Consider the following 21,531-nt stretch of genomic DNA (forward strand, 5'->3'; position numbering starts at 1 on the left):
AGCGCCGGGGTCGATGAATGCGCTCGCGTCGTCCTGGGGATCGAACCCCAGGTGTTCCCCCTCTTCGAGGCTCCACCACCGTTCGGAGTTGCGGGAAACGGCGTAGAAGACCGCGGTGTGCACTTCCGTCGCCATTGCAGCGGCGAAGGCCCTGAGCGCATCCCCGTGGCTCAACCAGGTGCGGGAATGGCGCGCGTCCCCCGGGCGATCCTCGAAACTGCCGATGCGCACACTGATGGTGCTCAGGCCGAACTTGTCCGCGTACAACCGGCACAGGGCCTCCCCGGCGACCTTGGACACCCCGTAGAACCCGTCGGGTCGCGGCGGGTCCGAGGGGCCGACCGTCTCCGAGACCGGGTAGGAACCGGTCACCCTGTTGCTGCTCGCGAATACCACCCGCGAGACGCCCGCACGCCGGGCCGCCTCGAGGACGTGGTAGATACCGACGACGTTGACGTCGGCCAGGTCGTGGAAGTCCGCCTCGTCCGGGATGCCGCCCAGGTGGAGGACCCCGGAGCACCCACGGAAGGCCGTGACGAGCCCGGTCAGGTCGCGCAGGTCGCAACGCAGGACGCGGTCCTCGGGGCCGACCGGGGCGCACTCGGCCACGTCGAGCGAGACCGTCGGAACGCCGCGCTCACTCAAGTGCGTACGGAGAACACGCCCGATTCGGCCCGCGGCACCGGTCACGCACCACGCGGGTTCATTCGTCTCCATGGGTTGATGGTGCGGGCTTCGGTGCTTGCGCGTCCAGCGGATTCCGTGCCGCCCCTTGCTTCCTGAGCCCGCGTCTGCCCTCACTCACGCAACCGGTCGAGCGAGTGGGCGGGGTCGGCGTAGATCCCGCCCTGAGGGGCGCCGGGGTCGAGGGAGCCGGTTCAGGCTCTCTCGCCTCGGACGACATCGACCTTGACCCCCGTCGTGGTACATCCTCTGCCGCCCCAGCCGAGCAGTACGTCGTCGGACACGGGGACGAGGGGGCCGCAGTACTCGGAGAGCGCTCCGCCCTGGAACCGGTGGGCCTGCCCGGTTCCAGGGGCCCACATGCTGAACTCTCCCGGCCCTGTGGCGAGGAGTCCCAGCCCGGCGACGAAGTCCATCTCCCCGGCCTCCAACGGATACGTGATCGCTGGGACGGGCGGGCGGAAAGCGGTGTAGGGCAACGTGTCCTTCGAGTCCACCCGCCAGTACTCGTCTACCTCGTACAGGTTCGCGCTCTCGTCGCCCCGAAGGGCGAGGAGCAGGTCCTCCTCGGTGGTGACCGCCAGGCCGGCGAAGAGATTCACCTCACCGGACTCGGTGGTTCCCGCCAGTTTCCGGACCAGGGCCGTTTCGTCGTCCACTCCGAACACAGCCGTGTGAAGGGCCGACGGAGTGCCTCCGACGGCCACCACGGTGCCGTCCGTGACCGCGAGATCGTACACGGTGAGATCCTCGTTCCCGTCCTGAAGCGCGACGGTGCTCCAGGTGTCCTCCTCCACCGAGTACACGAGGAAGCCCTCCGCGTCCTGCCCGGTGTTCCCGCCACCGAAGACGACATGACCGCCGACGACGGCCCCGCGCGCCAGGGCTCTGCCCTCCGGGGCCGGCGTGATCGGCTCCCAGGTGTCCTCGTCCGGATCGTAGACGGCTCCGTCCCGGGCCAGGTGTCCGTCGGGCGGGCCGGAGGCGGTCGGTGTGAAACCGCCCCATACCAGCATCCGACCGTCGACCATGACCGTGCTGTGACGTGTCCTCGGTTCCAGTCCGCTCTCAGGGAGAGGACGCCATGAGTCCGTGCGGGGAGAGTAGGCGGCCCCGTCGGCGAAGGGCACATGCTGGTCCGCGTCATGCCCGCCCCAGACCAGGAGCTCGTCACCGGACCAGGCGAGGCTGTGGTCCTGGCGGACATCGACGGGGGCGGCTCGGAGCTCCTCCGCCTCCACCCGGACGTCTTCTGTTTCTTCGCCGGGGAGCGAACAGGACACGGTCCCCAGGAGGAGCAGGACCGGCGCCCCGGCCCTGAGGAGGGGCTTCATCCGATGGCGTCTTCCGTTCCGGCCCGGGTGCTTCCGGGGGGGGTCGCGGGGTATATGCGTTCGTACTCACCAGTCGATGGTGCGGGGGCCGGGCACGGAGGTCCAACAGTGGAGGGGCGCCCGGTGCGCGGTCGTGGGGATCGGCCCCCACGGCTCTGGTGTGTGGAGCGGCTCACGCCTAAGCTTCGATCAGGCCCGGGACGGCCCCGGGCCCCGGCGAGCACGGAGGACACATGGCGGACAAGGCGGCGGCGATCGTGGCCGGCCTGGGCGGAGCAGGAAACATCGAGGACGTCGAGGCCTGTATCACGCGCCTGCGCACCGAGGTCGGTGACCCTGCACTGGTCAGCGAGAGCGAGCTCAAATCGGCCGGGGCGCACGGTGTGCTGACCTCGGGTTCGGTCGTGCAAGTGGTGGTCGGTCCCGAGGCCGACACGCTCGCCGACGACATCCAGGACCTCCTGGGCTGACCTCTGCGGGTGCCTCCTGGGAGGAACAGGCCCTTGGTTGTTTTCGGCTTGCCCGAATCAGGATGAAGCGTTGTTTCATGGGAAGACCGTTGCCATGTCAGAAGCCATCGACACCCTACGCGTGGTCTCTCCCGTCCCCGGCACCGCGATGGGCCTCGAATCCGTCCCCGACCCCACTTTCTCCGCCGGGATGGTCGGTCCCGGGGTCGCGATCCACCCGGAGCCCGGGCAGGAGGGCGGGCAGGACCGGAAGCAGGAAGCGGTCTCGCCCATCACGGGCATGCTCGTCAAACTCCACCCCCACGCCTTCGTGGTCATGGCCTCCGACGGCAGCCGTGGTGTCCTCGTCCACCTGGGCATCGACACCGTGCAGTTGGCCGGCGAGGGTTTCGACCTCATGGCCACTCAGGGGGAACGGGTCGAGGCCGGGGTGCCGGTCATCCGGTGGTCCCCGGGGGCCGTGGCCGCGGCCGGAAAACCTTCCGTCGTGCCCGTGGTCGCCCTCGAAGCCTCCGCCGACGCGCTCACCGAGGAGGCCCACGGCGCCGTCGTGCGTGGGGACCCCCTCTTCGTGTGGGAATGAAGAGCCGACACGCACCGAATGGGGTCCCTGACGTGGGGGCCAACGGGTAGTCTCCGGCGTCGAACCCAGCCCGTCGCCGGAGATGATCCCTGCTCATGAGACCGACCTTTCCGTACACCCTGATCGCGGCCGGCACGGCGTTCCTGCTCGCCCTCACCGCGTGCACGAACGAGGAGGTGGGTTCCTCGCAGGAGGACACCGAAGACCAGACCTCCGGCTCCGAACCCTTCGAGCCGGTCCAGGCCCCCGAGATCCTGGCCGACATGAACCTGGACGAGAAGATCGGCCAATTGCTCGTTCTCACCGCCCAGGGGACCTCGGCGGAGGAGAACGCGCAGATGATCGAGTCGTACAGCCCCGGCGGGATCATCTACTTCGACGCCAACCTGAACGAGACCGAGCAGATCGCCCGGATGTCGGCCGGGGTCCAGGAGACCGCCGCCGACACCGGCCAGGGGGTGCCGCTGTTCATCGGCATCGACCAGGAACAAGGCCTGGTCTCGCGCCTGCCCGTGGGTACCCGTTTCCCCGACGCGATGGCCGTCGGCGCCACCGGGGACACCGAGCTGGCCGCCCTGCGCGCCTCGACCACCGCCGAGGAACTCGCGGCCCTGGGGATCAACCTCAACTACGCTCCCGACGCCGACGTCAACACGAACCCGGACAACCCCATCATCGGCAACAGGTCCTTCGGCTCCGACCCCGACCTGGTCTCGGAAATGGTGCTGGCCGAGTCCGAGGCCTACGCCGAACACGGTGTGGTGCCCGTGCCCAAGCACTTCCCCGGCCACGGCGACACCGACGTCGACAGCCACACCGGGCTACCCGTCATCGAGCTGCCGCGCGAGGAGTGGGAGGAGGAGCACCTTCCGCCCTTCCGCGCCGCGGTCGACGCCGATGTGGACGCGATCATGACCGCGCACGTGCTCATGCCGGAGCTGGAGGGCGAGGAGACCACCGACCCGGCCACCCTCTCGCCCACCATCATCGACGGCATCCTGCGTGAGGAACTGGGCTTCGACGGCGTGGTCACCACCGACGCCCTCAACATGGAGGGTGTGCGCCAGGAACACTCCGACGAGGAGATCGCCGTACGTGTGGTGGAGGCCGGAGTCGACCAGCTCCTCATGCCCGCCGACCCCGGCGCCGCCTTCGACGGCGTCCGCGCTGCCGTGGACGAGGGCCGCCTGACCGAGGAGCGCATCGACGAGTCCGTCCTGCGCATCCTCACCCTCAAGGAGAAGCGCGGCGTCCTGGACGCCGAACCCGTCGACCCTTCGGCCGCCGCCGAGACCGTGGGCAGCTCCGAGAACGCCGAGGCCGCCCAGCGTGTGGCCGACGCGTCCGTGACCATGCTGCGCAACGAGGACGACCTCCTGCCCCTGTCGGAGGGGCAGAGCGTGAGCGTCAGCGGTGTCGGGGCCGACGAGATCACCGAGGCCCTCACCGACCTGGGTGTCACCGTCACCGACAACGCCCCGGACGTGGCCGTGGTCGGCACCGACGGGGCCCGTGGTGCGGCCGAACAGCAGCAGATGGTGGAGTCGGCGGGCGCGGACGGCACCCCGGTCGTGGCCGTCGCCCAGGGGGTGCCCTACGACCTGGAGGTCCTCCCCGACGTCGACGGTTTCCTGGCGCTCTACTCCGCGGTCGGGGTCTCCCGCGTGGCCGCCGCCAAGGCCATCGCCGGCGAGATCGACCCTCAGGGAACCCTGCCCGTGTCCATCCCGGACGCGGACGTGGAGTTCGGGACCGGTCTCTGAACCGGGTTGAGCCGGGCGGGGAACGGGAAGAACCGTGCCCCGCCCGGCCCCTCGGGCAGCCGAGCGATCGGGCGGTGGACCGACACCGAACGACGTGAGGAGGGATCGGATGGACAGCATCCGCCGAGGGGTCATCTGCGACTGGGCGGGGGTGCTCACCTCGCCGCTGGCCGACAGCATCCGCGCGTGGCTGCACGCCGACCGGATCGATCCGGACCACTACCACGAGGTCATGCGCCCCTACTTCGACGGGAGCCTGGCCGGCGCCAACCCGGTGCACGCCCTCGAACGCGGCGAGATCGAGACCGGCGACTTCGAACGCGATCTGGCCCCGCTGCTGCGCCGGACCGACGGCCGTCCCCTCAGCGCAGAGGGTCTCATCCACCGGATGTTCTCCCGCTTCCACCCGGTGCACGACATGTACGACGCCCTGCGCGCGGTGCGCCGCGGTGGCGGCAGCACGGCGCTGCTGTCCAACTCGTGGGGCAACGGCTATCCCCGGGAACACTTCGACACCGCTTTCGACGAGGTGGTCATCTCCGGCGAGGTCGGCATGCGCAAACCCGAGGAGCGCATCTACCTGCACACGTGCGAGCGCTTGGGCCTGCGCCCGCAGGACTGTGTGTTCATCGACGACCTCGAACGCAACGTCCGCACCGCCGAGGGCCTGGGCATGACCGGCATCCTGCACACCGATGTCGTCTCCACCCAGCGGGCCCTGGACCGGTTCCTGGCCGCGGAGACGGTCCAGGGCGCACCCGGGGCCCGTTGACCCTGGCAGACTCGGAAGACCGTTCCCGTCACCGTTCCGGAGCAGCGCATGTACGTCTTCCTGCCCAGCACCGTCCCCGCCCTCGCGGAAGTCCTCGCCGAGAGGCGCGTGGACGGTGCCGGAGCGACCGCCTTCACCGCAGACCCCGCCCCCGGTTCCGACACGGAGGAGGCCGAGTACGAGGCGATGCATGCGGCCGCCGAGGAGTCCTTGCGGCTCCTGGGGGAGGCCCCCGGGGCACCCCGCCGCCGTGTGGTGCTGGCCGCCGAGATCCCCGACCACCTCGTCGACCCCCAGGGCAGGGCCGGGCAGGACGTGTCCCGGGTGAGCATCACCGGCACCGTCCCCTACAAGAAACTCAAGTCCGCGCACGTGGACGACCCCGATGCCGCGGACGACATCGCCGCCGCTGCCGCGGATCCGGCTTCCGACGCCGCTGAGGACCACGAGCTCATGTGGTACGCCGTCCAGGAACTGCGCCATCTGATCGAGGAGGCCTGACCCGGCCCCGTGCCTTCGGGCCGCCGAGACCTCCCGCCCGGTGAACGGGGCCGCCGAGCTCCCGGCGGTGCCGTGTCCGGTGTTCGAGGGGCCTGAATCCTGAGGCGTGCCGCACGTGCGGCACAATAGGTGCGGCCCCGGTCCCCGACACCCTCCGAGGAGGCAGCCATCAGCCGCCTGGTGCTATGGAACGTCGACCTCACCCTCCTCGACGTCGGACAAGTCATGCGCGCCGCCTACGCGGAGGCCTTCGAGAAGGTCACCGGTGAACCGCTGGTCTACCTGACCTCGGCGTCGGGGCGTACCGACTCCGAGATGTTCTTCGAGTTCTGCGCCCGCAACTACGTCGACATCGAACCCGACGGCGACGCGCTGGCACAGTTCCTGACGGCACTGGAGGTCTCCTTCGCCGAGCGCAGGGGTGAGCTGAGGTCCAAGGGCCGTGCCATGCCCGGTGCCGCGGCCTCCCTCTCCGCGGTCGCCAACATGCCCGAGACCATCCAGACCGTGGTCAGCGGCAGCACCCGCGCCAACGCCACCGCGAAGCTGGAGGCTTTCGGTCTCGAGGCCTACCTGGACCTGTCGATCGGCGGGTTCGGCTCGGTGAACTACCCCAAGTCCAGCCTCATCCAGTCGATCCGGCTGCACGCGGCGGGGGAGGACATGCGCCCCTACGCAGAGAACGAGACGGTGCTCGTCACCGACTCTGCGCCGGACGTGCGGGCCGCGCTCATCGGCGGTGCCACCCCGGTCGCGGTGCTCAACGGTGCCACCACGGAGGGGCAGCTGCGGGACGCCGGGGCGCGCCACGTGCTGCCCGACCTGGGAGATCCCCGCGCGGTGATGACTGCGGTGGCCCAGGCGAGTACGTGAACCTGCCTGTCTTCACATTTGGGTTCCTACGGTCGGTAACCTCCATGTAACGGTGTCGGCCGTGTGCTCGCGAGGTAAAACCAGTAGCCTGGTGCGTGGACGGACCCGGGGTTCTTCGCTCCGGGGGCACGCGACAATGGCGTCGTGCGGCCCGGATTCGTCCGATCCGCCGCCTGTGCGCACAGGTAACACCCGACCCAGAACCCGACCGTGGTCGCGTGCGGCCCGATGGTTTCACGCTTCCTCACACCGCTTCACATGCGTTCACAGGTCACATGACCCTGTGTTCAGGCAAAAGCTCTGCGACGTTGCTCACAAAGGAGTGAGAGATCCTTATGTCCGGGCAAACCGATGCCTACCTCCAGAAACTGCTCAGCGACGCGGCTGCCGCGTGGTCCCCGGGGCCGCGGGTCAGCGTCCCGGAGGCAGACGAGGTCCGTCGGCTCCTTCCCCTCTACTACCGCCACACCGATCCCGAGGACATCGCCGGGCGCAGCCCCGAGCAGATCTGCGGAACGGTCTTCCAGCACCGCGCGTTCGGCAGCACGCGTCAGCCCGGCCGGGCCAAGGTGCGCCTCCACACCCCCGTCGAGGAGGAGGACGGCTGGGACCAGCAGACCAGCGTCGTCGAGATCGTCACCGACAACGCGCCCTTCCTGGTCTCCTCCGCCACCATGGCGCTGGACCGCCTCGGCGCCGGTGTGCGCCTGGTCGTCCACCCCCAGCTGACCGTCTCCCGTGACATCGAGGGCAATCTGCTCGCCGTGGACCCCGAGATCGGGGGCGGGGAGCTGCTGCCCGTCGACGAGTCCTGGATGCACATCGAGATCGACCGGCAGTCCGATCCCGAGCGGATCAAGGAGCTCACCAACCGCCTCGAGCAGGTCCTGGCCGACGTGCGCCACGTCGACGAGGACGCTGCGAAGATGAGCGAACGGGCCCTCCGCGTCGCCGACGAACTCGCCGCCCACCCCGATCACCTCGTGGCCGGGGGAGTGGACTCGCGCGACGTCGGTGAGAGCGTCGAATTCCTGCGCTGGGTCGCCGGCAGCCACTTCACCTTCATGGGTTACCGGGAGTACAGTCTCGTCACCGACGAGAACGGTGACGACACCCTGCGCCCCGAACCCGGAACCGGCCTGGGCCTGCTGCGCATGGACTCCCGGACCTCCACGAGCTTCGCCGCCCTGCCCCCGGAGATCCGCGCCAAGGCTCGCGAGCCCTTCGTGCTGGTGCTCACCAAGGCCAACTCCCGCGCGAGCGTCTACCGTCCCGAGTACCTCGACTACGTCGGGGTCAAGAAGTTCGACACCGAGGGCAACATCGTGGGGGAGCGGCGCTTCCTGGGGCTGTTCACCCCGCAGGCGACCAGCACCTCCATCTCCCAGATCCCGATCCTGCGCCGCAAACAGGCCGAGGTCCTGGCGCTGTCCGGGTTCGAGGCCGACAGCTACGACGGCCGCGACCTCGTCGAGCTGCTGGAGACCTTCCCGCGCGAGGAGCTCCTGCAGATCCCCGTCAACGAGCTCTACAGCATCGTCCGCGGGGTCCTGCGCCTGCGCGACCGCCGCGGCACCAAGCTGTTCATGCGCCGCGACCCCTACGGTGGCCGGTACATGTCCTGCTTCGTGTACATGCCGCGTGACGAGTACAGCACCCGTGTGCGCCTGGAGATCCAGAAGGTCCTCGCCGAGGCCTTCCAGGGAGCCAGCACCGACCACAACGTCATGATCGGCGGTGCCCCCCTGGCCCGCCTCTACCTGGTCGCGCGCGCCGAGGAGGGCGGCACGCTGCCCGACATCGACCAGGCCGCGTTGGAGGACAAGGTCCGCCGCGCCGCCCGGTCCTGGGATGCCGACCTCGACGACGCCCTCACCGACGCCTTCGGCCCGGTCCGCGCCACCGAGTACAAGAAGCACTACGGTTCCGGGATCTCCGAGGCCTACAAGGTCGACAACGACCCCGTCACCGCCGCCCGCGACATCGGCGAGATCGAACGGCTGTCGGCGCGTGTCGGGGCCGACAGCCACGGTGAGCTCTCCGCCAGCCTCTACCGGCCCGAGGGCGCCGAGCCCGGAACGTGGCGCTTCCGCCTCTACCGCATCGGCGAGCCCGTCACCCTCTCGCGGGTGCTGCCGTTGTTGGAGGACCTCGGTGTCCAGGTCGACGACGAGTGGCCCTACGAACTCAACGTGTCCGACCTGGGCCGTGTGTGGATCTACGACTTCGGCCTGGGCCCCGTCGGGGGCTCCGACCTGCCCCCGGCGCGCCTGAAGAAACTCTTCGAGCACGCCTTCGACGCCTCCTGGCGCGAGCTGGGCGAGTCCGACCGTTTCAACGGCCTCGTGGTGCGGGCCGGACTCGACTGGCGCCAACTCACCGTGCTGCGTGCCTACGCCAAGTACCTGCGCCAGACCGGGTCGACCTTCACGCCCGACTACCTGGCCGACGTCCTGGTGGGCAACGTCGGCATCGCCAGGTTGCTCATGGAACTGTTCGAGGCCCGGTTCGACCCCGACCAGCAGAACGAGGGCCGCCAGGACCGCGTCGAGGCGCTCCTGACCGAGATCGGGACCGAACTCGATTCCGTGGCCAGCCTGGACCACGACCGCATTCTGCGCTTGTTCCTGGCGGCCATCAACGCCACGCTGCGCACCAACCACTACCAGGGCCGCCCGTACCTGGTTCTCAAGCTCGACCCGCAGACGATCCCGGACCTGCCGCAGCCCAAGCCCCGGTCCGAGATCTACGTCTACTCCCCGCGGGTGGAGGGCGTGCACCTGCGCTTCGGTTCCGTCGCCCGCGGCGGCCTGCGCTGGTCCGACCGCTTCGAGGACTTCCGCACCGAGATTCTCGGCCTGGTCAAGGCCCAGATGGTGAAGAACTCGGTGATCGTGCCCAGTGGCGCCAAGGGCGGCTTCGTCTGCAAGCGCCTGCCCCAGGGCGCGGGCCGCGAAGAGGTCATGGCCGAGGTCGTCTCCTGCTACAAGCAGTTCATCAGCGGTCTGCTCGACGTGACCGACAACCTCGCCGACGGCTCCGTCATCCACCCCGAGCGCACAGTCCGGCACGACGGCGACGACTCCTACATGGTGGTGGCGGCCGACAAGGGCACCGCGACCTTCTCCGACACGGCCAACGAGATCTCCGTGGAGCGCGGTTTCTGGCTGGGTGACGCCTTCGCCTCCGGCGGATCGGTCGGCTACGACCACAAGGCCATGGGCATCACCGCCCGGGGTGCCTGGGAATCGGTCAAGTTCCACTTCGACGAGATGGGCGTGCACACCCAGACCCAGCCCTTCACCGCGGTCGGCATCGGCGACATGTCGGGTGACGTGTTCGGCAACGGCATGCTGTTGTCCAAGGAGATCAGGTTGGTGGCCGCCTTCGACCACCGCCACGTCTTCGTGGACCCGGACCCGGATCCGCACACCTCCTGGGCCGAGCGCGAGCGGTTGTTCCGTCTGCCGCGCAGCACCTGGGAGGACTACGACCTGTCCCTGATCTCCGAGGGCGGCGGTGTGTACCCGCGCACCGCCAAGTCCGTGCACCCGACCCCGCAGATCAAGGCGGCACTGGGCATCGACGAGGACGTCGACGAGGTCACCCCGGACGAACTCATCCGGTACGTGCTCACCGCCCCGACCGACCTGCTGTGGAACGGCGGTATCGGCACCTACATCAAGTCCTCCGCCGAGACGCACGCCGAGGTCGGCGACAAGGCCAACGACCAGGTCCGCGTCGACGCCGCCGACCTGCGTGCCAAGGTCGTCGGTGAGGGCGGCAACCTGGGTCTGACCCAGTCGGCCCGCATCGAGTTCGCCCGCAACGGCGGACGTGTCAACGCGGACTTCATCGACAACTCCGCGGGTGTGGACACCTCCGACCACGAGGTCAACATCAAGATCATGCTGGACCGCGAGGTACGTGCGGGCAACATGGAAAAGCCCGACCGCGACCAGCTGTTCCTCGACATGACCGACGAGGTCGCCGACCTGGCCCTGGAGAACAACTACGCGCAGAACAACCTGCTCGCGGCCGCCCGCAAGCAGGCCGGGTCGATGCTGCACGTCCACGGCCGCTACATGCGCCACCTGGAGCGCAACAAGGTCCTCAAACGCAAGCTGGAGAACCTGCCCTCCGACAAGGCGATCGCGGAACGCCGCGCCGCCGGCAAGGGGCTGACCGGTCCGGAGTTCGCCACCCTGGTCTCCTACACCAAGATCGCCCTCAAGGAGCAGATCGGTCTGTCCGACCTGCCCGACGACCCCTACCTCGAGCAGACACTGACGGACTACTTCCCTGCGCCGCTGCGGTCGGAGCGCTTCGCCGAAGGTGTGGCCGCGCACCCGCTGCGCAAGGAGATCATCGTCAACCAGGTGGTCAACCAGATGGTGAACCGTTCCGGGATCACCTTCGCGTTCCGCCTCAACGAGGAGCTCGGCGCCGGCCAGGCCGACATCGCCCGCGCCTACCTGGTCGTCCAGGAGGCCCTGGGGTTGCGCGGCTTCTGGGACGAGGTCGAGGCACTGGAGCACGACGTCAGTGTCGACGCCCGGCTCACCCTGCTGCTGGAGACCCGCAAGCTCGCCGAGCGGGCCGCACGGTGGGTGCTGCGGCACCGGTCCTTCCCGTTCGACATCCGCAGCGAGACCGCTTACTTCTCCGAGGGCATCGGGGAGGTGTTGTCGCACATGGTCGGGCTGTTGCGCGGCCGCGACCGGGAGGCCTTCGAGGAGCGCCGCGACCGTTACACCGCCGTGGGCGTGCCGACCGGGCTCGCCGAGCGGGTCGCCGCCATGGTGCCGGCCTACTCCTCCCTGGACCTGGTGGAGATCACCCATCGCACCGGCCGTTCGCTGGAGCAGGTCGCCGAGCTCTACTTCGAGCTCGCCGACCGGCTCGACATCAGCTGGTGGCGTGAGCGCATCATCGACCTGCCGCGCGACGACCGCTGGGTCACCACGGCACGGGCGGCGCTGCGCGACGACCTGTACGCCGTGCACGCCGACCTGACCGGGCGGGTCCTGGAGTCCGGCGGGGAGGGCGACTCGACGTCCGACCTCATCGACCAGTGGTCGAAGCAGAACGAGGACAAGATCGGCCGGACCGGGATCACCCTGTCGGAGATCCAGGAGAACGAGCGGTTCGACCTGGCCACCCTGTCGGTGGCGCTGCGCTCGTTCCGCGGTCTGGTCGACTGAGCCGGTCACGGCGACGAACGACAAGAGAACCACGAGGGGCGCGCGGCCGGGGCCGCGCGCCCCTCGCGCTGCCCCGGGTGGATTCCGGGTCCATCCGGGGTCTCACAGACCTCTAGACTGGCGGGGTGGCAGACATGGACCCAGCAGAGAAGATCAAGGAACTCGCGGCGACCCTGACGAGCGTGACCGCCGTCTTGGACATGGATGCGATGCAGACGCAGATCGCCGAGCTGCGCGAGCAGTCCGCCGACCCGGAACTGTGGTCGGACCAGGCCAACGCGCAGCGGGTGACGCGTCAGCTCTCCGCTTTGGAGTCCATGGTCGGCAAGGTGGAAGGCATCCGCCAACGGCTCGACGACCTCGGGGTGCTCTACGAGCTGGCCCGGACCGAGGACGATCCCGACACCCGGGGCGAGGCCGACCGCGAGCTCGAACAGCTCCGCAAGGACATCGGGGATCTGGAGGTGCGCACGCTCCTCAACGGCCCCTACGACGAACGCGCGGCCATCGTCAGCATCAACTCCCAAGCGGGCGGGATCGACGCCGCCGACTGGGCGCAGATGCTGCAGCGCATGTACTTGCGTTGGGCCGAGCGGCGCGGTTTCCCGGCGGAGGTCTACGAGACCTCCTACGCGGAGGAGGCGGGTATCAAGTCCACGTCCTTCGTGGTCAGGGCGCAGTTCGCCTACGGCACATTGCGGGGGGAACACGGCACGCACCGCCTGGTGCGCATCTCCCCGTTCGACAACCAGAACCGGCGCCAGACCTCCTTCGCCGGCGTGGACGTGGTTCCGGTGGTCGAGCAGAGCGACCACATCGAGATCGACGAGACCGAACTCCGGGTGGACGTCTACCGCGCCAGCGGCCCCGGCGGCCAGGGTGTCAACACCACCGACTCGGCGGTGCGCATCACCCACGTACCGACCGGCATCGTGGTCTCGTGCCAGAACGAGCGTTCTCAGCTGCAGAACAAGGCGACGGCGATGTCGATGCTCCAGGCCAAGCTGCTGGCGCGCAAGCGCGAGGAGGAACAGGCCGAGATCGACGAGATCCGCGGTGAGTCCTTCAGCAGCTGGGGCACGCAGATGCGCAACTATGTGCTGCACCCGTACCAGAACGTCAAGGACGTGCGGACGGGCATGGAGACCGGTAACACCAGCGGTGTGCTCGACGGCGAGATCGACGGTTTCATCGACGCCGAGATCCGGTGGATGCGCAGCCGTGAGAAGAACGGCGAGAACTGAGGAGGCCGGGCGTGTGTTCTCCCGCACCGGGGAGAGGACACGCCCGGCGTCTCTTCGGGCCGCAGGGGTCCGCATGATGGAGTGATGCCGGACGACGCTTGCGCACGGTGACGCACACGTCACCGGGGCTCCGCCAAAAATACTATATGTGAACGTTATTATCGGTTGACGACTCCGATATGCTCATGGCTGTTGTCTGGCGGTGTTCCGCCGCGAGGGGCAGGGGCGACCCTGGACAATCCGGGCCCTTTCCCCCTCTACACTGTCGATTGGCCACGTGGCCGGTACGACCCCGCGCGGAGCCTCGCTCCACCGCGGCCGCCCATACCTTCGAGAACCTTGTGATGCGCCTGTGATCCACTTCGACAACGTCACCAAGGTCTACACGACCCAGAAGCGCCCCGCGCTCGACGGCGTTTCCATTGACGTAGACAAGGCCGAGTTCGTATTCCTGGTCGGCCCGTCGGGCTCCGGCAAGTCGACCTTCCTCCGCCTGGTACTGAAGGAAGAGAAGCCCGACAAGGGGCGCGTGCACGTCGCGGGCAAGGACCTCGCGCGCCTGTCCAACTGGAAGGTGCCGCACCTGCGCCGCCGTATCGGCTGCGTGTTCCAGGACTTCCGCCTGCTGCCGAACAAGAACGTCTTCGAGAACGTCGCGTTCGCGCTGGAGGTCATCGGTAAGCCCCGACGGTTCATCCGCAAGGTCGTGCCCGAGGTCGTCGAACTCGTCGGCCTCGAGGGCAAGGCCGGCCGGATGCCCCACGAGCTCTCCGGTGGTGAGCAGCAGCGCGTGGCCATCGCCCGCGCCTTCGTCAACCGCCCGCAGATCCTGCTGGCCGACGAGCCCACCGGAAACATCGACCCCGCGACCTCCATCGGCATCATGAAGGTGCTGGACCGAATCAACCGCACGGGCACGACCGTGGTCATGGCCACCCACGACGCGGCCATCGTCGACTCGATGCGCAAGCGCGTCATCGAACTGGAAGAGGGGCTCGTCGTACGCGACCAGTCCCGCGGCGTCTACGGCCAGGCGTACTGACCCGGACCGACCCGCACAAGGGTTCCCGGTATCGAGGAACGACGCGGCGAAGCCCCGAAGGACGGACCTTTAACAGACCATGCGAGCACAATTCGTTCTCTCCGAGACGTGGATCGGCCTGCGTCGAAACCTCACGATGACCATCTCCGTCATCACGACGGTGGCCATCTCCTTGGCGCTCTTCGGGGCGGGCCTGCTGGTCAATCAGCAGGTCACCGAGATGCGCAACTACTGGGACCAGCGGATCACGTTGACGGTCTACATGTGCAACGAGATCTCTCCGGCCCCGGCCTGCCAGGAGAACGGTCCCGCCACTGACGAGGACCGGCAGAACATGGAGTCGATCCTCGAGGAACAGTCCGAGGTCGCCGACTACGAGTTCCTCTCCGAGGCAGAGGCCTGGCAGGACTTCCAGGAGCGTCTCGGCTCCACCAACGAGGCCCTGGCCGGTGCCGCCCAGGAGGGCGACATCCCGGAGAACTTCCGGGTGCAGTTGGCCGATCCCAACGAGTACGACACCGTGCGCAACGCCGTCGAAGGTGCCTCGGGTGTCGACTCGGTCTCCGACGACCAGAGCGTGCTGGAGCAGTTCTTCGGACTGCTGGACGGACTCAAGTGGGCCGCCCTTGTGCTCGCGGGCGTCCAATTGGCCGCAGCCGCGCTCCTGATCGGAAACACCATCCGCCTGTCGGCCTACAGCCGACGGCGGGAGACCGGCATCATGCGTCTGGTCGGTGCCTCGAACTTCTACATCCAGCTACCGTTCCTGCTGGAAGGCGCCATCGCCGGTCTGATCGGTGGCATGATCGCATCCGGGTTCATCGTCGCGACCAGGTTCACGCTCCTCACCCAGATCGAGGGCTGGTTCCAGTTCGACGTGTCCCTCGGAACGGGCTCGCTGCTCTACGTGATCGGAATGTCGATCATCCTCGGTGTGCTGCTGTGTACGATCACTTCGTTCCTCACCCTGCGCCGCTACCTCAAGGTCTGACGATCGAGAGTGCGCACAGGGTTTGATCCGGGGGGTCCCAGGTGTGGACCCCCCGACGCCATGAAGGGAGCTCACTGTGGCGCAGGAAGCCGGTAGCAAGCCCATCGCGAAGAACCGGCGGGCCCGGTACGACTACCACATCGACGAGACCTACGAGGCGGGCATGGTCCTGACCGGTACCGAGGTCAAGTCCTTGCGGCAGGGCCGTGCCTCACTGGTCGACGGGTTCGCGCACATCCACGACGGCGAGGTGTGGCTGAACAACGTCCACATCCCGGAGTACTCACAGGGAACCTGGACCAACCACTCCTCCCGCAGATCACGTAAACTACTCCTGCACCGCGAGCAGATCTCCCGGTTGATCGGCAAGACCCGGGAGCCGGGCCGCACCCTGGTGCCCCTGTCGCTCTACTTCAGTGATGGCAAGGCCAAGGTCGAGATCGCCCTCGCCCGCGGTAAGCGTGAGTACGACAAGCGCCATGCGATCGCCGAACGCGAGGCCAAGCGAGACATCGAGCGCGCGCTTCGCCGCCGCCGCTGAGGCGCCTGAAAGGAACACACAAGGTGTCCCCCCGTCCCCTGGGCCGCATCGCGGCCGCCGGAACCGGTCTGCTCGCCACCGTGAGCCTCGTGGCGTGCACGCCCCACCCCAGTCCCGAGGTGGCGGTCAGGTCCTTCCTGCTCGCGTGGCAGGACGGCGACTACGCAGAGGCCGCTCGTTACACCGACGTCGAGGCCGCGGAGGTCGAGTCGACCCTGGCGGACGTGCACGACCAGCTCGACCTGGCCTCCCTCAGGTTCGACCTGGGCCTGATCTCGGAGGACGGCGAGAGCGCCACGGCCGAGTTCGAGGCCAACGCCGACCTCGGGATCGGCGATCCCACCTGGACCTACACCGGTGAGATGCCCCTGCAGTGGGGCCCCGACGGCTGGGAGATCTCCTGGTCCCCGAGTGTGGTCCACCCCGAACTGAGCGAGGGCGAACGCCTCGCCGTCAGTTACCAGAGCCAGGAGCGCGGCCAGATCCTCGACCGCGAAGGCTCCTCCCTGGTCACCCCCGACAGTGTCACCGCCTTCGGTGTGCTGCCTTCGGCGATGGACGACAAGGAGGAGGGCGTCTCCGAACTGGCCGACCTCCTCGACGAGGACCCGGACCCGCTGCTGCAGCGCGTACGGTCGGCCCCACCGGAGGAGTTCCAACCACTGGTGCTCCTCCGCGACGCCAACGTCGACGCCTCCCTGCTGCGCCAGGCTTCCCAGATCGCCGGTGCGGAGACCCAGGAGGTCGAGGTCAACATGACTCCCGCGCTGGCACCCTCCCTGGTGGGCGATGTCGCGGGCACCTCCGAGCACCGTGTCTCGGCCCGCGTTCCCGGCCCCTACCAGGCGGGGGACACCGTCGGGCTGAACGGGCTGCAGAGCATCTTCCAGAACGAGCTCGCCGGATCGGCCACCACCCAGGTCGTGGCGCTCGACGCCGGCGGTGAGGTCACCGACGTCCTGGACTCCTGGGAGGGCGAGCTCAGCGGCCAGATCCAGACCACCCTCGACTCGGGGGTCCAGAGCGCCGCCGAGTCGGCCGTGGAGACCCTGCCGGACAACGGTTACATGGTGGCCGTCGACCCCGACAACGGGGAGATCCTCGCCGCCGCCAACGGCTCCGAGAGCGCCACCGACGACGGTGCGCTCAACGGCTCCTTCCCGCCCGGGCCCGTCTTCACCCTCATCTCGACGATGGCGGCCCTGGAGTCGGGCACGGTCACTCGGGAGACCACCTCCGAGTGCGCCGCACAGGCCGAGGTGGGCGGGCGTACCTTCGTCAATCCGAGCCAGGGCTACCTCGCCGGCGAGCCCGACCTGGTGCGCAACCTCTCCTACGCCTGCACGGTCGCCTACGCGCAGTTCGCCGATCAGGTGGGCGCCGACAACATCGCCGACACAGCGGGGCGTTTCGGTATCGGAGCGGACTGGCAGATGCCGTTGCCCTCCGACCCCGGCTCGATCGACATCAACGACGAGGAGGCCGACGTGGCCTCCGCGATGATCGGCGAGCACGGGATCGAGGTCAGCCCGCTGTCCATGGCGCTGGCTGCCGGTGCGATCGCCGACGGCAACTGGCACGCCCCCACCCTCATCCGTGAGGAGGGCCCCGAGCAGGAGGAGACCTCGCCCTTCCAGGAGGAACACCTCGAGGTCGTCCGCGAGGGCATGCGCGACGCCGTCGACCAGCGGATGATGCCGGAGCTGGCCGTGGGCGGGCCCGACCTGCACGGCCAGTGGTCGCGGGTCGAGGGCGATGACCTCTCCCTCCACTGGTTCGTCGGATACCAGGACGGCGTCGCTTTCGCCCTGGTCGCCGAGGTGGACCCTTCGGTGTCGCTGTGGCAGCCCTATGCCGTCATGGGCGTGCAGTCGTTCCTGACCGAGCTCGGTTCCCCCGGCGTGGAGGAGCAGGGACTGCCCGCCCAGGAGCCGACCGAGGCCGACCTGTCCGGGCCCGAGTAGGGCAGGCGGAACCGATCTTCATCTCGGGCCCCCGGAGCAACCCTCCGGGGGCCCGAGTGCGTCTTACCAGGTGAGTCGGGTTCGCGAAGAGGGGTCTGCGATCCGACCGCGAGGGCAGGACCTCAACTCGGGGGAGGCCCTGCCGGTATCCCGAGGCTGGTTCGACCCTGCCGGCCGCCCCCGTGAGCCGCGTCGACCGCCTCTGGAGTCCGCGCTCACGGGGGTTTCTCCTTGTTCCGGCATCCAGTACCGGCCATCGGGAATGCACTTGGTGCCCACACCGTTCTAGGGGTAGAGTGAGAGACGTGAGCATGCGTCGCTCACGCGTCGGTCGCCCCCACGGGGGTGGCTTTGACAACTCCACAGGGGGTGATCGGTTTCGACTTCGGTGATTGTGCCGAGGGGAAGCGGGTCGAGGATCGCGTTTGCCGCCTCGTTAATCATGCATTCGCGCTAAACACAAGTGCCAATTCCAAGCGCACTGAGTTCGCCCTCGCTGCCTAAGTAGCGATCGCGACTCTGTCGGTCTGAGCTCGTCATCGGCTCAGGTACCGGCACCAGCTAGATGACTCACCGTCCGGATCAGGCCACGGGGCCGGACGGGACATCCACGTGGCTGGGCCTGTCGGCGATGTGTACGTCCAAGCGCTGGGGCCGAGCAGAACGATACGACGTACTGCACCCGGAGAAGCCCTGGTTCGACACTGAAGGACGCGGGTTCGATTCCCGCCACCTCCACGAGACGGGCCCTGCTCGGCGGACTCCGTCCGCCCGCGCAGGGCCCTTCTTTTTTTGGGGGGAACGACCCCCCGTGCCCCCGGTGTGCGCTCGCTTGCGCTCGCGCCCGGGGGTTTGTCGTGGCCGGGGTGGCCGGTCCCTTGCTCGTCCGTTGCTTCTCGGGGCGGAGGCCGGCTCGGGTGGGGTTCCGTGCGGCCGTCTGTGGTCACGGTGCGTGGAGCGCGGCGCGTAGGCGCGTATGGGCGGGGACCAGGGACGGGCCGTACCAGGTCAGGTCCCGGCCGGAGACACACACCGAGGGCACGCCGGGGAAGGCCTCGGGGCCGTCGTCGGGCCCGAAGGCATAGGGTTCGTCCGGGAGAACTGCGAGCTCGGTGCCGTCGCCGAGGACCTCTTCGGCAGAAACGGCGGGGTAACGCCCCTCGCGGTGCGCGCACACGTTGACGGCGCCCAGACGGGCGAACACGTCGTGCGCGAAGGTGTCGCCGCCGACGAACATCCACGGGTCCCGCCAGATCGGGACGGCCACCCGAGGGCCCTCGGTCGGGGAAGCGGACCACAGGTGCTCGGCCTCGGGCAGCCAGGCCGGTACGGGCAGGCCGCACACGGCCAGCAAGCGGCGCAGGGAGACGAAGGCGTCGGTGACGGTACGGATATCGGTCACCCAGACGGTGATCCCGGCCGCGCGCAGGGCCTCCACGTGGCGGCGCCGGTTCTCCTCGCGGTTGGCGACCACGAGATCGGGGGCGAGCTCGATGATGCGGCTGAGGTGCGGGTTCTTGGTGCCGCGCACCCGTTCGACGTCCAGATCGGCCGGGTGGGTGCACCATACGGTCGCGCCGACCAACAGGCCGGGCCGGGCGTGGGCGAGGGTCTCGGTCAGGGAAGGCACCAGGGAGACCACACGGCGTGGGGACGAGTCCAGGGGGACCGGATGTCCCAGGTCGTCCTCAGAGGTGATCATGTTCGTCCAGGGCCTTCGGAGAGCGTCTCGACCATGTCGAGTGGGGCTCGAGGATCCGCGTCGTCGATCATGGGAGCGGAGGGTACCGTCCCCGACCGGTGCCGGGGCGGCGCCGGACCGGACGCCGCCCCGCCGAAGTACGACGATGCGTCAGGGCACGGTCGCCCCGACCAGCCACGCGAGCTTGTGCGCTGTGACGCCGAGGCTGCCGCTGCTGCCCAAGTGGACGCCGAAGGAGGCGATGAACACGCAATCGTGTTCGCGGCGCTCGCAGATGACGTCCTCCACGGCGTACTTGTTGTCCGGACTGCTCACGCGCAGGTAGGGCGGGTCGGCGTCCACGACGTCGGCCTCGACACCGTAGCCGGACAACTCGGTGGCGAGCTTGCCGAGGTGTCCGCTCTCCTCGGAGGGCACTCGGGTCGGCTGCTCGTCCTTTGCCTGTCTCGACTGGGCCATGGCAGATCCTTTCCTGTCGAGCATGGGGCTTTCTCCTCGATGCCCTACCGCCATTGTCACGCACTGTTAAGTTACTGGTCCGTACTGTGCCTACGACACGCCGTTACCCGACAAACGCCCCGCGATACATCACCTCGGCGACCGCGAGCTCCTCGTCGAGCACCACCAGGTCCGCAGGTGCGCCCGCCTCGACCCGGCCCACGTCCGGAAGGCCCAGTGCGCCCGCCGGGACGGAGGAGGCCGACCGCACCGCGTCCGCGACCGGAACCCCGAGGTGCCGCACCGCGTTACGTACCGCTCGGGGCAACATGATGGTGCTCGAGGCGATCGCCCCGGTCTCCGCCACACGCGCCTCTCCGCCGCTCACCCGCACGCGCAGGCCCCCCAGTGTGTACTCTCCGTCGCCGAGACCCGTCGCGTTCATCGCGTCGGTGACCAGCGAGACCCGCCCCGGGCCGGCGGCGTCCACGACCACCTGCGCCGCCCCCGCGTGGACGTGCACCAGGTCCAGGATCAGCTCCACCGCCACCCGGTCATCGCCCAGCGCCGCCGCGATCGGACCGGGATCGCGGTGCCCCAGCGGGCGCATCGCGTTGTACAGGTGTGTGGCCACACTCGCGCCCGCGTCGAAGGCGGCCACGGTCTCCTCGTAGGTGGCCTCGGTGTGGCCCACCGCAGAGACCACTCCGGAAGAGGACGCGGCCCGGATCAGTTCCAGGGCGCCCGGCAGTTCCGGCGCCACCGTGATCATGCGGACGTGCCCGCGACCTGCTTCCAGCCACCGGTCGAACTCGGCGGTGTCCGGATCGCGCAGCAGCTCGGGATCGTGCGCGCCGCNCATCGCACAGGTCGGCCAGCACAGAGACCTGTCGCAAGGTGTCCTCGGGCGAGGCCGCGACCAGGCCGCCCACCATCGACGTCACCCCCTGCCTGCGGTTGTAGGCGATGGTCTTCCGGGCGCCCTCCGGGTCGGCTTCGGGGAATCCGTGGCCGGCACCGCCGTGCACGTGGGTGTCGACCAGACCCGGCGCCACCCAGCGTCCGGCCGCGTCGTGGACGGCGCCCCGGGGCGGCTCCCCGGTGCCGAGGGCGGTGATGCGGCCGCCGTCCACGTGCACCCAGCCCTCGTGGGTGCCCTCGGGGGTCACGGTGCGGGCGTTGGTCAGGGTGACGGGTGTGGGACTCATGCGGGGGCCTGCTTCCTTCGTGGCCGGGGTCTCGGTGTTCGTGGAGAGCGTGGTGTGTTGCAAATTACATCCGTGTGGACATGCTGTCGTACGCCTGTCCCATCATGGCCACCGCGCCCCTCGGAACAGGGCAATCCCGCCGCCCGAGACATCCGTCCGATGGCTGGACCGTCCCGGGCGGTGGCCGCGGCCGCCTCCCACGGGTGGGGGTGCATTG

General features: G+C 68.9%; 16 protein-coding genes, 1 other RNA gene and 1 pseudogene. 13 read left to right on the top strand and 5 right to left on the bottom strand.

Annotated features, from left to right (window positions below; all coding sequences use genetic code 11):
* Both D473_RS0106835 and D473_RS0106840 read right to left on the bottom strand, forming a co-directional pair.
* Positions 1-717, bottom strand: a 717-nt coding sequence (locus D473_RS0106835; RefSeq protein WP_017608335.1) for an NAD-dependent epimerase/dehydratase family protein, incomplete at its 3' end; no start/stop codon positions are given.
* A gap of 161 nt (positions 718-878) precedes the next feature.
* On the bottom strand, positions 879-2,018 hold the full coding sequence (locus D473_RS0106840; protein WP_017608336.1) for a Kelch repeat-containing protein: 1,140 nt from the start codon (positions 2,016-2,018) through the stop codon (positions 879-881).
* Positions 2,019-2,251: 233 nt separating this feature from the next.
* On the opposite strand from D473_RS0106840, the gene D473_RS0106845 reads away from it, so the two are divergent.
* The 13 genes from D473_RS0106845 to ssrA all read left to right on the top strand — a co-directional run bounded on the left by D473_RS0106845 (position 2,252) and on the right by ssrA (position 18,707).
* A complete protein-coding gene (locus D473_RS0106845) occupies positions 2,252-2,488 on the top strand; it encodes a glucose PTS transporter subunit EIIB (protein ID WP_017608337.1) in 237 nt (78 codons plus the stop codon).
* A gap of 94 nt (positions 2,489-2,582) precedes the next feature.
* Positions 2,583-3,071 (top strand): PTS sugar transporter subunit IIA, encoded by a 489-nt coding sequence (locus tag D473_RS0106850; protein ID WP_017608338.1) that lies wholly within the window; start codon positions 2,583-2,585, stop codon positions 3,069-3,071.
* Between the two features lie 95 nt (positions 3,072-3,166).
* On the top strand, positions 3,167-4,834 hold the full coding sequence (locus D473_RS0106855) for a glycoside hydrolase family 3 protein (RefSeq protein ID WP_017608339.1): 1,668 nt from the start codon (positions 3,167-3,169) through the stop codon (positions 4,832-4,834).
* A 109-nt stretch (positions 4,835-4,943) separates the two neighbouring features.
* Positions 4,944-5,606 (top strand): HAD family hydrolase, encoded by a 663-nt coding sequence (locus D473_RS0106860; protein WP_017608340.1) that lies wholly within the window; start codon positions 4,944-4,946, stop codon positions 5,604-5,606.
* A 48-nt stretch (positions 5,607-5,654) separates the two neighbouring features.
* Positions 5,655-6,107, top strand: coding sequence for a DUF6912 family protein (locus D473_RS0106865; protein ID WP_017608341.1), 453 nt, complete (start codon positions 5,655-5,657; stop codon positions 6,105-6,107).
* Between the two features lie 180 nt (positions 6,108-6,287).
* Positions 6,288-6,980, top strand: a complete 693-nt coding sequence (locus tag D473_RS0106870) for an HAD family hydrolase (RefSeq protein WP_017608342.1) — start codon at positions 6,288-6,290, stop codon at positions 6,978-6,980.
* Between the two features lie 335 nt (positions 6,981-7,315).
* Complete coding sequence (locus D473_RS0106875; RefSeq protein ID WP_017608343.1) at positions 7,316-12,184, top strand: NAD-glutamate dehydrogenase; 4,869 nt, start codon at positions 7,316-7,318, stop codon at positions 12,182-12,184.
* 134 nt (positions 12,185-12,318) lie between these two features.
* Complete coding sequence (prfB, locus tag D473_RS0106880; protein ID WP_017608344.1) at positions 12,319-13,428, top strand: peptide chain release factor 2; 1,110 nt, start codon at positions 12,319-12,321, stop codon at positions 13,426-13,428.
* A 352-nt stretch (positions 13,429-13,780) separates the two neighbouring features.
* Complete coding sequence (gene ftsE, locus D473_RS0106890; protein WP_017575189.1) at positions 13,781-14,470, top strand: cell division ATP-binding protein FtsE; 690 nt, start codon at positions 13,781-13,783, stop codon at positions 14,468-14,470.
* 79 nt (positions 14,471-14,549) lie between these two features.
* On the top strand, positions 14,550-15,461 hold the full coding sequence (gene ftsX, locus D473_RS0106895) for a permease-like cell division protein FtsX (RefSeq protein ID WP_017608345.1): 912 nt from the start codon (positions 14,550-14,552) through the stop codon (positions 15,459-15,461).
* A gap of 76 nt (positions 15,462-15,537) precedes the next feature.
* Complete coding sequence (gene smpB / locus D473_RS0106900) at positions 15,538-16,002, top strand: SsrA-binding protein SmpB (protein WP_017608346.1); 465 nt, start codon at positions 15,538-15,540, stop codon at positions 16,000-16,002.
* A gap of 23 nt (positions 16,003-16,025) precedes the next feature.
* Complete coding sequence (locus D473_RS0106905) at positions 16,026-17,966, top strand: penicillin-binding transpeptidase domain-containing protein (protein WP_017608347.1); 1,941 nt, start codon at positions 16,026-16,028, stop codon at positions 17,964-17,966.
* Between the two features lie 365 nt (positions 17,967-18,331).
* Positions 18,332-18,707, top strand: a transfer-messenger RNA (tmRNA) gene (gene ssrA / locus D473_RS26380).
* 202 nt (positions 18,708-18,909) lie between these two features.
* Here the strand turns inward: ssrA and D473_RS0106910 are convergent.
* The 3 genes and pseudogenes from D473_RS0106910 to D473_RS25560 all read right to left on the bottom strand — a co-directional run bounded on the left by D473_RS0106910 (position 18,910) and on the right by D473_RS25560 (position 21,314).
* A complete protein-coding gene (locus D473_RS0106910) occupies positions 18,910-19,668 on the bottom strand; it encodes a helical backbone metal receptor (RefSeq protein ID WP_017608348.1) in 759 nt (252 codons plus the stop codon).
* A gap of 150 nt (positions 19,669-19,818) precedes the next feature.
* Positions 19,819-20,127, bottom strand: coding sequence for a hypothetical protein (locus D473_RS0106915; RefSeq protein WP_026126685.1), 309 nt, complete (start codon positions 20,125-20,127; stop codon positions 19,819-19,821).
* A 103-nt stretch (positions 20,128-20,230) separates the two neighbouring features.
* Positions 20,231-21,314: pseudogene (locus D473_RS25560) on the bottom strand (N-acetylglucosamine-6-phosphate deacetylase).
* Between the last annotated feature and the right edge of the window lie 217 nt (positions 21,315-21,531).

Origin of the sequence: Nocardiopsis xinjiangensis YIM 90004, assembly GCF_000341145.1 — a bacterium.
Lineage (GTDB): Bacteria > Actinomycetota > Actinomycetes > Streptosporangiales > Streptosporangiaceae > Nocardiopsis > Nocardiopsis xinjiangensis.

Coding starts and splice junctions, on each gene's coding strand:
- D473_RS0106840 (WP_017608336.1), bottom strand. CDS start 2,018: ATGAAGCCCCTCCTCAGGGCCGGGGCGCCGGTCCTGCTCCTCCTGGGG.
- D473_RS0106845 (WP_017608337.1), top strand. CDS start 2,252: ATGGCGGACAAGGCGGCGGCGATCGTGGCCGGCCTGGGCGGAGCAGGA.
- D473_RS0106850 (WP_017608338.1), top strand. CDS start 2,583: ATGTCAGAAGCCATCGACACCCTACGCGTGGTCTCTCCCGTCCCCGGC.
- D473_RS0106855 (WP_017608339.1), top strand. CDS start 3,167: ATGAGACCGACCTTTCCGTACACCCTGATCGCGGCCGGCACGGCGTTC.
- D473_RS0106860 (WP_017608340.1), top strand. CDS start 4,944: ATGGACAGCATCCGCCGAGGGGTCATCTGCGACTGGGCGGGGGTGCTC.
- D473_RS0106865 (WP_017608341.1), top strand. CDS start 5,655: ATGTACGTCTTCCTGCCCAGCACCGTCCCCGCCCTCGCGGAAGTCCTC.
- D473_RS0106875 (WP_017608343.1), top strand. CDS start 7,316: ATGTCCGGGCAAACCGATGCCTACCTCCAGAAACTGCTCAGCGACGCG.
- prfB (WP_017608344.1), top strand. CDS start 12,319: ATGGACCCAGCAGAGAAGATCAAGGAACTCGCGGCGACCCTGACGAGC.
- ftsX (WP_017608345.1), top strand. CDS start 14,550: ATGCGAGCACAATTCGTTCTCTCCGAGACGTGGATCGGCCTGCGTCGA.
- D473_RS0106910 (WP_017608348.1), bottom strand. CDS start 19,668: ATGATCACCTCTGAGGACGACCTGGGACATCCGGTCCCCCTGGACTCG.
- D473_RS0106915 (WP_026126685.1), bottom strand. CDS start 20,127: ATGGCCCAGTCGAGACAGGCAAAGGACGAGCAGCCGACCCGAGTGCCC.